This window comes from Brucella thiophenivorans (assembly GCF_002252445.1).
Lineage (GTDB): Bacteria > Pseudomonadota > Alphaproteobacteria > Rhizobiales > Rhizobiaceae > Brucella > Brucella thiophenivorans.
This window is the reverse complement of record NZ_NNRJ01000069.1, coordinates 1-13,007: the sequence shown is the minus strand read 5'-3', so window position 1 is coordinate 13,007 and position 13,007 is coordinate 1. Positions and strand designations below refer to the sequence as shown.

The following is a 13,007-nucleotide window of genomic DNA, read 5'->3' as shown; positions in this document are numbered from 1 at the left end:
TATGGCGAGTGAGGCGCCGCCCTTCTGGTGGGGAAAGCCTGACTGGCGGGCCTATGGGCTCGCTCCGCTCTCGTGGGTCTATGGTGCTGTTGCAGGCCGCAGGCTTTTAAAGGCTGAACCACCAAACATTGCAGCGCCCGTGCTTTGCATCGGTAATTTCACAGTGGGCGGTGCTGGCAAAACGCCGACGGCAATCGCCTTTGCCAAGGCTGCAAAAGAGCGTGGTTTGCGTCCTGGCATTGTTTCGCGTGGTTATGGCGGCAATTATACCGGTCTGCATATTGTCGATCCCTCTAATGATAGCGCACGTCATGTCGGCGATGAACCGCTTTTATTGGCGCGCCATGCGCCGGTTGCACTTTGCCCGGATCGACTAAAGTCCGCTCAAAAGCTGCTCAAACGTGGTTGCGATTTCATCATCATGGATGATGGTTTCCAGAGTGCGCGCCTGCATGCAGATTTTTCATTGGTGGTGGTCGATTCGACGCGTGGTATTGGCAATGGACACATGATTCCGGCCGGTCCCCTGCGCGCAAGTTTGACCGATCAGTTGCGCAAAACGGATGCGGTTTTGCGCATTGGCAAGGGGCGAGAGGCTGATTTTGTTGTGCGGCAGGCATCGCGTGCCGGACGCCCCATCTATGAAGCGCAATTGCTGCCGTCATCTTCATCAGAAGTGAAAGCCAAGCGCTGGCTGGCTTTTGCCGGCATTGGCAATCCGGCCAAATTCTTTGCAAGTGTAGAGCAGGCAGGCGGCGAAGTGGTTGAAAGCCGGACGTTTCCTGATCATTACAGCTATCAGCCGGATGATATTCGCAAGCTTTCTGAAACCGCACAAAAGCTTGGCCTTGGACTTATTACCACGGCCAAGGATCATGTGCGCCTTGTCACCATGAGCGATGTGCCTGACAAGTTCATTCGCGACTTGGCGGTGTTAGATGTCGATTTGCAATTTGAGCGCAAGGATGCGCTGCGCCATATTCTCGATATGGCAGTCGAGCAGTTCAAAACCCGCTTGCTTGCTTGATTATTAGACCTTTGAGCGGCTGCGCAATTCGGGATTGAGTTCGAGTTCACGTTCGTAGGAAATCAGCCCTGTTGCATAGGGCTCCTGTCGCGCAACGCTCCAATATTTTAGCTCGTCGAGCGGGATCTGCGCGCTTGAGACGGCGCAGACGACATAAGAACCGTGCTTCACGATTTCGAAATCGCCATCGAGATAGCGAAGGACAGCTTCGGAAGAGCGGGGTGATTCAAATCTGTTCATTGTGTAATTCCTTGATGCTGAAATCTATCAAGTGCTAGCGTTATCGTCTAGCGCCTTCCGAACAATCGTTCAATGTCGGTGAGTTTCAGTTCGATATAGGTCGGGCGTCCGTGATTGCAGGTGCCTGAACCGGGCGTTGCTTCCATATCGCGCAGCAGCGCGTTCATTTCTTCGGGCTTCATGCGCCGCCCGGAACGCACCGAACCATGGCAGGCCATGGTTGCGGCGACATGGTTAAGCATAGCTTTGAGACCATCGGATGTATCATGCTCTGCAACCTCATCGGCCAGATCGCGAATGAGTTGCTGCACATTCATTTCGCCCAGCATGGCGGGCGTTTCGCGCACAGCAATCGCGCCGGGGCCGAATTGTTCAATACCAAGACCAAATCGCGCCAGCGTTTCAGAATGGGTTACAAGCCGTTCTGCGTCTTCTTCTGTAAGATCGACAATTTCAGGAATAAGCAGCATTTGTCCTGCTATCGGGCGTGCATGCAGCGCGTCTTTCAAGGCTTCATAGACAAGCCTTTCGTGGGCGGCGTGTTGATCCACGATAACCAAACTGTCTTCTGTTTGCGCGACGATGTAATTTTCATGGATTTGCGCGCGTGCGGCCCCCAAAGGTTTCTGCATCAGTTCGACGGGAGCTTCCACGATAGTCGCGCGGGCATCGGCTGCAGGCTGCGCAAAAGTCTCGAGAGTCGCCTGTTCATCTTCGCGAAATGCTGGAATATGATCGAAATTAAGCGGCTTATGGGCAGGATGCGCTGTCTGCGGTGACCATTCGGTGCGCGGGGTAGGCGCGATCGTGCGCCAGTTTTGCGATGCATAATTGTTGGCTGTCGCACGTGGCTGAAACCCTTCGGCCCGAAACGCCTGCAACATGGCTTCAGCGCCGCTGGTAGCGGGGCGAATGCCCGATTGTGCGAGCACTTGCTTGATTGCACCAACGATCAGGCCGCGCACCAGACCGGGATCGCGGAAGCGCACATCGGCTTTGGCCGGATGCACGTTCACGTCCACCAAAGCGGGATCGAGCGTCAGGAAAAGCACGGCGACCGGATGCCGGTCGCGTGCAATTACATCGGAATATGCACCACGTAGAGCACCCAAAATCTGCTTGTCGCGAACCGGGCGGCCATTCACATAGGCAAACTGGTGCAGCGCATTGCCTCGGTTGAACGACGGGATTCCTGCAAAACCAGCAAGTCTCACGCCATCGCGCTCGGCATCAATTGCCAGCGCATTTTCGGAAAATTCCTTGCCAAGAATCTGCCCGATACGTTCTAGCGTTGCATCTGCGCCGCTGCCCGTTGCAGGCAGTTCCAGCGGCGTGCGATCAGTGCCAGCGAGCGAAAAGCGCACGTGCGGAAAGGCGATGGCAATCCGTTTGACAATATCGGTGATGGCAGTGGCTTCGGCGCGATCCGTCTTCATGAATTTGAGGCGCGCAGGCGTCGCGTAGAAAAGATCACGCACTTCGGCAATGGTGCCGCGATTGAGCGCTGCGGGGCGTGGACCTTCCAGATGTCCGCCATTGACGATGACTTCAAAGCCTGATTCCGCATCCTGCGGGCGCGATTTCAGCGTAAGTTTAGAAACGGAACCAATCGACGGCAAGGCTTCGCCGCGAAAACCCAAAGCGCGAATATCATGCACATCATCAGAGAGCTTCGAGGTGCAATGGCGCGAGACTGCCAGCGGCAATTCTTTGGATGGAATGCCCGAACCATTATCGGTTACGCGCAAAAGCGTCTTGCCGCCGCCTGCGGTTACAACCTCAATACGGGTTGCGCCTGCATCGATGGCGTTTTCGACAAGTTCCTTGATCACGCTGGCGGGGCGTTCAATCACCTCGCCAGCGGCAATCTGGTTGATAATGGTTTCGCTTAAGTGCCTAATTGTCATGGCACGACTATAGCGGATTCGCCCTTACGGAGAACCAGCTATTGTTCTGGTCTTCTTCTTTGCGCATTATCCCGCGCAAAACCGCTTCGCACTTTTGCTGGAAATGCTTTAAGTTCGTCCGTAAATATCGTCGTAACGCACGATGTCGTCTTCACCGAGATATTCACCGCTTTGCACTTCAATCAGCACCAACGGCAGAATGCCGGGGTTTTCCAGACGATGTTTGAAGCCACAGGGAATATAGGTCGACTGATTGTTGGTCAGCAGGATTTCCCGCTCGCCATTGACGACCTTAGCCGTGCCCGAAACCACGATCCAGTGTTCTGAACGGTGGTGATGCGCTTGCAGGCTCAAACGGCGACCGGGCTTGACCTCGATACGCTTGATCTTGAAGCCATCGCCTTCTTCGAGCACCGTATAGGTTCCCCATGGGCGGTGCGCTGTGCGATGTAGCTTCGCCGCTTCATGGCCCTGTGAACGCAGCTTGTTAAACACCTTGCGCACATCCTGTGCCTTGTCGCGATGGGCGACCAGCAAAGCATCCGGTGTATCCACGACCAGTAGATCGTGTACGCCGACGAGGCTCACGAGGCGGGTTTCTGAAAGAACAAAACTGTCGGTTGTGTCTTCAAGCACAGTTTCGCCACGCAGACGATTGCCGTCAGCATCGGGCTCGATCAAATCGGCCATAGCCGCCCATGAACCAATATCCGACCAGCCGCAAGAGACGGGAACGCAGGCAATATTGTCGGCCTTTTCCATGACTGCGTAGTCAATAGAGATTGCAGGTGTTGCAGCAAACTGATCGCGCGCGATTTCGAGCGTTTTGGTTTCACCATTCACACCGCGACGCGAATGTTCAAGCGCTGCTTTTGCACCTGCCAGAACGTCCGGAGCGTGGCTCTGCATGGCGTCAATCATTGTTGATGCCTTGAAACAGAACATGCCGGAATTCCAGTAATACTGACCGCTTTCGACATAGGTCTGTGCGGTGGCAGCATCTGGCTTTTCGACAAAGCGCAGAACATCGTCGCCATTTACTTCGATATAGCCAAAGCCAATTTCCGGGCTGTTAGGAACTATGCCGAATGTCACGATGCGGCCAGCATCGGCAAGCGCGCGGGCTTTCAAAACCGCTGCCGCGAAAGAAACCTCATCTTCAATGAGATGATCGGCAGGCATGATCAGCAATGTTGCGTCCGCACCATAGGTCGATGCCGATTGAAGGGCAGCCAATGCTACTGCCGGGGCCGTATCGCGGCCAAGCGGTTCCAGCAGGAATGTATTGTCGATCTTACGAGCACCAGCCGCTGCATAGGCATCAAGCGTTAGAAACAGGAAATCGCGGTTTGTGACGGTCAAAACCTGTTCGACATCGTCAAGATGCGATGCGCGTGCATAGGTTTTGCCGATCAGCGTGCCGCCGTCGGGTAGTTCTATGAACGGCTTTGGGTGAGCGTCGCGCGAAAGCGGCCAGAGTCTGGAACCAGAGCCACCGCTGATGATAACCGGAATAAAGCTCATTTGTTGTCAGCATCCTTCGTTGCGTTACGGGCGATTTCAAGTCCGATGGTCAAAAGTTCTGCGGCCTTTTCTTCGGTCGCAGCTTCCACATAGCAGCGCAGTTCCGGCGCATTTCCAGACGCGCGATAATGCACGGCGTTGCCGGAGGCGAAAAACAGCTTCACGCCGTCGATTGTTTCAAAGCGCACAACGGGATCGCCAATCGGAAAAAGATGCGACCGCGCATCTTCCTGCGTTATGACCGACAGGAAAGCAGCACTTTTTTCTTGTGGCACGTTCTGCAAGCGGTCGCTCAATGCAATGCGAAAGCGATAGCTGCTTGCGATTTCAGACAGCGGCTTTTGCGTTTGTTTGATAGTGCTAAGGCATGCAAGAATGGGGAGCAGCGCATCGCGGGTGGGGAGTTCCGATAATTGTTGCCCGTTCTTCTCAATGGTGCTGCCAAGAAGCACGCCGCCATTGGCTTCAAAGCCGACAACGCTTTTTGCACCACCATCCAAAGCCTGCTGCATCCCAGCGATGACATAAGGCGAGCCAACGCGTGTGCGCAAAACGTAAGCGAATTTTCCGCACTCCTCCAATGCTGCATTGGAGGTGACGGGTGTGACGATTGTATCTGCACCTGCCCATGCCGATGTGATTGCACCGACAAGGTCACCGCGTACAAAATGTCCTTTTTCATCGGTGATCAGCGGACGATCTGCATCACCGTCGGTCGAAACAATAGCGTCAAAGCGATCCTGCTTAGCCCAATTCGCGAGAAGGTGAATATCTTCGGAACGCAACGCTTCCGTATCGACCGGCACAAAAACATCGGACCTGCCAAGCGCCACTGTTTGAGCGCCAACGGCATCCAGAATTTTGATGAGAAGATCACGTGCGACAGAGGAATGTTGGTAGACGCCGATTTTCAATCCCGCGAGACTGCCAGCGCCAAGCAGCTTGATATAGCGCTCGGCATAGGCGTCCATTGCCTCATTGCTGACGGTTTCGCCTGTCGCTTTTCGCGTCGAAAGATCGGCGGGGAGGGCGGCATAGGTCGCACTGATTGCAGCCTCATTATTCTTGTCGATTTCGCCGTTCGCGCGATAGAATTTCAAGCCGTTGCGATCATCGGGAATATGACTGCCCGTGATCATGATGCAGGGCGCATTTTGTGCGATTGCGAAATAGCTCAAAGCAGGTGTGGGCAACACGCCGCAATCAATCGCCTTGAAACCTGCATCTTCAATCGCACCCATGGCAAGGGCTGCAATATCGGGGCTCGATGGGCGCAAATCCTGCCCGACAAAAACGCGGTCGCCTGCATTCAAGCTCCCTCTTGACCTCAGCACCTGAACAAATGCCAGCGAATAAGCATAGGCGGGTAATCCGTTCAGTTCGGTCGCGAGACCTCTAAGACCACTTGTGCCGAATTTCAGGGAGTTGCCTGTCATGCCATGTCCGAACCTGTTTTTCAGATATAAATCAATCTATTGCTAATATAACCGCTTTGTAAAAGTCGTTTCTCCTATCGCTTATATTGCAGACTGTTTCAATCGTTGCATGATTATGTGGTTATCGAGACATTTAAGTCATACATAATCGCGGTGTGCTGGCAGGTTGAGATCGGGCAGACTTTCTGCCTGAATAATCGCACGAGCCACCGCATGCGCCATTACTGTTGCCGCAATTGCACCAATTGCGGTAACATCAGCTTCAACGCCTTCTACCTTGCCTGTCGAGAGCGCAAAGATTGTATCGCCATCCCACATTGTGTGGATAGGGTTAATCGAACGGGCAAAGCCATCATGCGCCATGCCTGCGATTTTCTTGAGTTCGGCCTTGTTGAAGGAGACATTGGTGGCGATTGCACCGATAGTGGTGTTCGCGCCACCGGATTTCACAACATTGCGGCCCTGCATGATCGAATCCATGATGTTGCGGAAGCCTTTGCCGTCTTCATTGCGCGCGCCGGCAAGAATCTGCTGCGAGTTGGGCGCATAAACATCGCCAACCGCATTGACGGCAACAATGGCACCGACCACGACTTCAGTGCCAGGGACCTTGTAACTTGCGGTGCCTAAACCGCCTTTCATGGCATAGTCCATGCCAAACATCTTGCCGACCGAAGCACCGGCACCAGCCCCGATATTACCTTCACCGGATGGTTCGGCCTTTGCTGCCTTGCAGGCGAGATAGCCCGCTTCTTCATCGGGACGGATGGAAAAATCGCCGACGCCCAAATCCATCAGAACTGCCGCTGGCACAATCGGAACCACGCCTTTGCCGATGGCGAAACCCAGTTTGTTTTCTTCGAGATAGCGCATGACGCCGGTTGCAGCATTCAGCCCATAGGCGCTGCCGCCAGAAAGCATGACCGCCTGCACCTTCTGCACAAGGTTGATGGGGTCGAGCAAATCTGTTTCACGGGTTCCGGGGGCCGAGCCGCGTACGTCGACACCAGCCACGGCACCTTCTTCGCAAAGCAGAACTGTGCAGCCGGTCGGGCGTTTTGTCAGCGTGTGATGACCAAGCTTTATTCCCGGCACATCGGTGATGCTTCCGCCCATAAGTTCCAGCATGCTCTGATCTCCCCCTTTTGCCGCTGCCGCTGAGCCGACAATGAAAGGCATTGTTCCAAGCCCTGCAAGTCCTTTTGCGAATGCGCGTCTGTCCATAGGCCGTTCTCCCCCATTTGATATTTACTCAGTTAACACACTCTTCTTCTGTGCCCGACGCATACGCAAGACATCAGCAACAAATATTCGCGAAAGGGCATGATAAAGTGGCTCGTGTGAAATAAGCCTTGCTGTACCGTAGCCCAGCATGGATGCACACATAAGCGGAATGACATTGTTATGATTACCGGTCATCTCCAGAATAATCACAAATGCCGTCATCGGTGCTTGCACCACACCTGCAAAATAACCCGCCATGCCAAGAACAGCGGCCAGGCTGATGCTGGTACCAAGCATCAGCCCTATTGTGCTGCCAAGCCCTGCGCCAACCGATAGCGACGGCGCAAATATACCGCCCGGAATGCCAGAAACCATCGACAGAAGACCCGCGATGAATTTCTCAAGAAAATAAAGTGGGGGGAGGGATAAGCCTTCAACTGCACTGCGTGCCTGATCATAGCCGGTGCCAAAGGTGGTGCCTCCCGATGCAATACCGATGGCTGCAATCAGCAGGCCGCAAATGCCTGCTATGATAACCGTGTCACGCAGAGGGGCTTTTTGCACGTGGCGACGGATACGGTTTGTCAGATTGAGTGCAAACGCGCTGAATGCTGCGCCAAGTGCACCGCCGATTACCCCACAGCAAACCACCAGAACCCAGTCGATGCGGGTTGCAACGGTGACGGTGGTCAGTCCGAAGTAATTATAGTTTCCGACAAGGCCAAGCGAGGCAAGACCCGCAAGAATGACTGCCGACAGAACAAGCCCGTTCGTTCGTGCCGCATAAGCTCGCCCCATTTCCTCAATGGCAAAGACGATACCTGCAAGCGGCGTGTTAAAAGCCGCAGCAATACCTGCCGCGGAGCCTGCAAGGATAAGGCCGCGTGCTTGTTCCATGCTGCCGATACGCGCGGATAAAAGCATGATCGATGCACCGATTTGCACAGTGGGGCCTTCGCGACCGATCGAAGCGCCGGAAAACAAACCAACGATTGTGAGGATGATTTTGCCAAAGGCAATTTTCATCGAGAGCAGAAACGTTCGATCCGCAGGATCTTTAAGATGTCGCGCTGCAATTGCCTGAGGAATACCGCTGCCGCCTGAACCCGGAAAACACCTGAGTGATATCCATGCGCAGACCATGAAGCCGAGCGGCGTGATAACCAGTGGCAACCAGCCCCGCCATGGACTTGTTGTGCCATCCGTCATGGTTTTGAACCAGCTTTGCGCAATATCTGCGGCCTGTGCAAAGGCGACGCTTATAACGCCGATTGCAATGGCTCCACACCAGAAAACAAGGCGTGGTTTCCATAATCGTGGAGACATCCACATGGCGCGTGAGCGACGAATGAGATGGATTCGTTGATATGCTTTACGCATTTTGCCCCCTTTGGGCGCGGATTTTAAAAAATATGACGGGTGATTTATCATGAAAATCGTGATCGGTAACTGAAACTTGTAAGCAAAAGACTTTCCAACCAGTCATAAGCGTGTTACCAGCCGGTGCCAATTCAACATGTAACGAAGCGTAGTCGCTACTCCCGGTTCCCTACCGGAGAGGCGGCTTTTCTCATTCGGTTAAACCGGTAAAGGAATTGGCAATGGCTAAAATCGTAGAATCTTCCACCGGCGCTCTTGCTCTCACATTCGACGATGTTCTGTTGCAGCCAGGCCATTCCGAGGTGATGCCGGGACAGGTCGATTTGCGCACCCGCATTGCCAAAGACATTGAACTTAATTTGCCACTGCTTTCCGCCGCCATGGACACGGTCACCGAATCGCGTCTTGCAATCGCCATGGCGCAGTCGGGCGGTATCGGTGTTATTCACCGCAATCTGACGCCAGAGCGTCAGGCCGAAGAGGTCCGTCAGGTCAAGAAGTTCGAATCTGGCATGGTCGTTAACCCTGTTACCATCGGACCGGACGCAACGCTTGCCGATGCACAGGCGCTTATGAAAGCGCACCGCATTTCGGGTATTCCGGTTGTAGAAAACGCTGGCAAAGGTCCGGGCCGTCTGGTTGGCATTCTGACCAATCGCGATGTGCGTTTTGCTTCCGATCCGGCACAGAAGATTTACGAACTGATGACGCGCGAAAACCTGATCACGGTTCGCGAAAATGTCAGTCAGGACGAAGCCAAGCGCCTTCTTCATGCGCACCGCATCGAAAAGCTGCTGGTTGTGGACGATAAGGGCCGCTGCGTTGGTCTGATTACCGTCAAAGACATGGAAAAGTCGCAGCTGAACCCGAATGCTGCCAAGGATGCGCAGGGCCGTCTGCGTGCCGCTGCCGCCACAAGCGTTGGCGAAGACGGTTACGAGCGCGCTGAACGTCTGATCGATGCAGGCGTCGATCTGTTGGTTGTCGATACCGCACATGGTCATTCGCAGCGCGTTCTCGATGCTGTTGCACGCATCAAGAAAGCCTATCCGAATATCGCTATTCTAGCCGGTAATGTCGCGACTGCTTCAGGTACGCAGGCGCTGATCGATGCGGGTGCGGATGCCGTTAAAGTCGGTATTGGACCGGGTTCAATCTGCACCACCCGTATTGTGGCGGGCGTTGGCGTTCCACAGCTTTCGGCCATCATGTCGGCGGTTGAAGCGGCGCATAAGCACAATATTCCGGTTATTGCCGATGGCGGCATCAAGTTCTCTGGCGATTTCGCCAAGGCGCTTGCAGCCGGTGCTGTCGCTGCCATGGCAGGTTCTCTGTTGGCGGGTACCGAAGAAAGCCCGGGTGAGGTTTACCTGCATCAGGGCCGTTCGTTCAAGTCGTACCGTGGCATGGGTTCGGTGGGTGCAATGGCGCGTGGTTCGGCAGATCGTTACTTTCAGGCGGAAGTTCGTGATGAGCTGAAGCTCGTTCCAGAAGGCATTGAAGGCCAGGTCGCCTATAAGGGGCCGATTTCCGCGGTTCTGCATCAGCTTGCGGGTGGCCTGCGGGCTTCGATGGGCTATGTTGGTGCGAAGACTCTGGAAGAGTTCCGCGACAGGGCAACCTTTGTACGCATTTCCAATGCAGGACTTCGCGAAAGCCACTCGCATGGCGTGGCGATCACCCGCGAAAGCCCGAACTATCCGGGCGGCATGTAACCTTACCAAAAAGGCGGCCTTTGGGTCGCCTTTTTAGTTTGGCAATGACACCAAGTCATCATCATTGATGAGAAGCTTGTCTGCACTTTCGACAATACAATCTGCAAGCGCACGAAAGTCTTTGGGACGCTTGCTTTGTCTGCGCCAGAAAAGCGCGATCTCGCGTTTTGGCTGTTCACCATCGAACGGAACGATGCGCATATTGTTGCTGCGCGTTTCCGCATGAACAGCAATTTCCGGTATAAGCGTCAGGCCCATTCCATGCGAGACCATTTGTAAAAGGGTCGTCATGCTGGTTGCGCCATACTTCACCAGTTGCCGTTGCGCTGGCAGCGAACAAACTGCCAGCGCCTGATCGCGCATACAGTGGCCTTCTTCTAACAGCAGCAGGCGGTCGAGCGCCGCATCGTCCTGCGTCATGGTTGAAGACAAGACCGTCTGATCATTGCTTGAGGTGGCGATCAGAAAACGATCATCAAAAAGTTTCTGATACGCAAGTCTATCGTCTACGATTGGCAAAGCTGCGATAATCGCGTCGATCTCACCGGAATGCAGCTCATCAAGAAGTGTTGCCGTTATGCTTTCGCGCAGCTGCAGGCGGAAAGACGGGTGTCGTTCCCCCAGCAGTGGAATGAGATGCGGGATGATATAGGGGGCAACGGTTGGGATAATCCCCAGCCGCAGCTGGGTTTGCAGCAAGCCTTTGCTCTGCGCAGAGATTTCTTCCATCGCATGAAGCTCTTTGAGAATTGCCCGGATGCCGGGGAGCAACTCGCGACCAAGCTTTGTCATAATGATTTTACGATGAGAGCGCTCAAACAGCGAGGCACCGGCCACGGTCTCCATTTCAGCAATCTGTGCCGATAGGGCTGGTTGCGAAATATGTGCAAGCTCAGCGGCTTTGCGAAAATGCAGAGTGTTGGCGAGCGCATCAAAGTAGCGCATTTGGCGAACTGTAAACATGATAGGAAAACCTTATCAATAATAACAAAAAAAGCAATTGGAGATTATTATTAGAATAAGTCTAAACTGGGCTTATTATCCAGTAGGCATGATGCGGCGAGGCTGTCCAATGTCAGAATCCAAGCTGAATGTAAGATCGACAAACGATTTTTAGGAAGGAAATTCTCATGACAGACCGTCCAATTATGACGACAAGCGCTGGTGCGCCAATTCCGGATAACCAGAATTCCCTTACCGCCGGCGAGCGCGGTCCGGTATTGTTGCAGGATTATCAGCTGCTTGAAAAGCTGAGCCATCAGAACCGCGAGCGTATTCCAGAGCGCGTTGTTCATGCAAAGGGTTGGGGTGCATTTGGCACGCTGACGATCACTGGCGATATTTCCAAATATACAAAAGCCAAGGCCTTGCAGCCCGGTGCCAAGACGCCAATGCTGGCGCGTTTTTCCACCGTTGCCGGTGAGCAGGGTGCTGCTGACGCCGAGCGCGATGTTCGCGGCTTTGCATTGAAATTCTACACCGAAGAAGGCAACTGGGATCTGGTTGGCAACAACACACCGGTTTTCTTTGTGCGTGATCCGCTTAAATTCCCGGATTTCATTCACACCCAGAAGCGTCACCCAAAGACCAATCTGCGTTCGGCAACGGCCATGTGGGATTTCTGGTCGCTTTCGCCTGAAAGCCTGCATCAGGTGACAATCCTGATGTCGGATCGTGGCCTGCCGACCGATGTACGCCACATCAACGGTTATGGCTCACACACCTATTCCTTCTGGAATGATGCTGGCGAACGCTACTGGGTTAAGTTCCACTTCAAGACTCTTCAAGGCCACAAGCACTGGACCAATGACGAAGCCGAACATGTGATTGGCCGCACGCGCGAATCCACGCAGGAAGACCTGTACACCTCTATCGATAAGGGCGAGTTTCCGAAGTGGAAAGTTCAGGTGCAGATCATGCCGGAACTCGACGCCGACAAGACGCCATATAACCCGTTTGATCTCACCAAGGTCTGGCCGCACGCTGACTATCCGCCAATCGATATTGGCGTGATGGAACTGAACCGCAATGCGGAGAACTATTTTACCGAGATTGAAAATGCGGCGTTCTCGCCATCCAATATCGTGCCGGGCGTCAGCTATTCGCCAGACAAGATGTTACAGGCACGCCTGTTCTCTTATGCGGATGCGCATCGTCACCGTCTTGGCACGCATTATGAAAGCCTGCCGGTTAATCAGCCGAAATGCCCCGTGCATCACTATCATCGCGATGGTCAGATGAATAGTTTTGGCGGCATCGCAACAGGCAATCCGGATGCTTATTACGAGCCGAATTCGTTCAATGGTCCTGTCGAGCAGCCATCTGCGAAAGAACCGCCGCTGCGCATTCAAGGCGAAGCCGACCGTTATAATCATCGCATTGGCAATGATGATTATTCGCAGCCACGGGCTCTGTTTAATCTGTTTGATGATGGACAGAAGGCCCGTCTGTTCTCAAACATTGCGGCAGCCATGGGTGGTGTGCCAGGCTTTATCGTCGAACGCCAGTTGGGGCACTTCAAGCTGATCCATCCCGAGTATGAAGCAGGTGTGCG

The 13,007-nt window shown here is 54.0% G+C and carries 10 protein-coding genes; 3 read left to right on the top strand and 7 right to left on the bottom strand.

What is annotated here, in order from left to right; translation table 11 throughout:
* The first annotated feature begins 1 nt into the window (after position 1).
* On the top strand, positions 2-1,027 hold the full coding sequence (gene lpxK, locus CEV31_RS19735) for a tetraacyldisaccharide 4'-kinase (RefSeq protein ID WP_094509801.1): 1,026 nt from the start codon (positions 2-4) through the stop codon (positions 1,025-1,027).
* A 3-nt stretch (positions 1,028-1,030) separates the two neighbouring features.
* On the opposite strand, the gene CEV31_RS19730 is transcribed toward lpxK, so the two are convergent.
* From CEV31_RS19730 to CEV31_RS19705, 6 genes are all read right to left on the bottom strand, one after another.
* Complete coding sequence (locus CEV31_RS19730; protein WP_094509799.1) at positions 1,031-1,267, bottom strand: DUF2093 domain-containing protein; 237 nt, start codon at positions 1,265-1,267, stop codon at positions 1,031-1,033.
* 47 nt (positions 1,268-1,314) lie between these two features.
* Positions 1,315-3,174, bottom strand: coding sequence for a DNA mismatch repair endonuclease MutL (mutL, locus tag CEV31_RS19725; RefSeq protein WP_094509796.1), 1,860 nt, complete (start codon positions 3,172-3,174; stop codon positions 1,315-1,317).
* Positions 3,175-3,282: 108 nt separating this feature from the next.
* Complete coding sequence (locus CEV31_RS19720; protein WP_094509794.1) at positions 3,283-4,698, bottom strand: mannose-1-phosphate guanylyltransferase/mannose-6-phosphate isomerase; 1,416 nt, start codon at positions 4,696-4,698, stop codon at positions 3,283-3,285.
* Positions 4,695-6,134 (bottom strand): phosphomannomutase, encoded by a 1,440-nt coding sequence (locus tag CEV31_RS19715; RefSeq protein WP_094509792.1) that lies wholly within the window; start codon positions 6,132-6,134, stop codon positions 4,695-4,697. Before CEV31_RS19715 ends, CEV31_RS19720 begins: the two co-directional genes overlap by 4 nt.
* 138 nt (positions 6,135-6,272) lie before the next feature.
* Positions 6,273-7,358, bottom strand: coding sequence for a P1 family peptidase (locus tag CEV31_RS19710; protein ID WP_094509790.1), 1,086 nt, complete (start codon positions 7,356-7,358; stop codon positions 6,273-6,275).
* Positions 7,359-7,382: 24 nt separating this feature from the next.
* Positions 7,383-8,738 (bottom strand): chloride channel protein, encoded by a 1,356-nt coding sequence (locus tag CEV31_RS19705; protein ID WP_094509788.1) that lies wholly within the window; start codon positions 8,736-8,738, stop codon positions 7,383-7,385.
* Positions 8,739-8,959: 221 nt separating this feature from the next.
* On the opposite strand from CEV31_RS19705, the gene guaB reads away from it, so the two are divergent.
* Complete coding sequence (gene guaB, locus CEV31_RS19700) at positions 8,960-10,453, top strand: IMP dehydrogenase (protein WP_094509786.1); 1,494 nt, start codon at positions 8,960-8,962, stop codon at positions 10,451-10,453.
* A 33-nt stretch (positions 10,454-10,486) separates the two neighbouring features.
* Here guaB and CEV31_RS19695 read toward each other — a convergent pair whose 3' ends face one another.
* Positions 10,487-11,416, bottom strand: a complete 930-nt coding sequence (locus tag CEV31_RS19695) for a hydrogen peroxide-inducible genes activator (RefSeq protein ID WP_094509784.1) — start codon at positions 11,414-11,416, stop codon at positions 10,487-10,489.
* Positions 11,417-11,583: 167 nt separating this feature from the next.
* Between CEV31_RS19695 and CEV31_RS19690 the strand changes: the two genes are divergently transcribed.
* The coding region (locus tag CEV31_RS19690) for a catalase (protein WP_094509782.1) at positions 11,584-13,007 on the top strand (1,424 nt) is incomplete at its 3' end.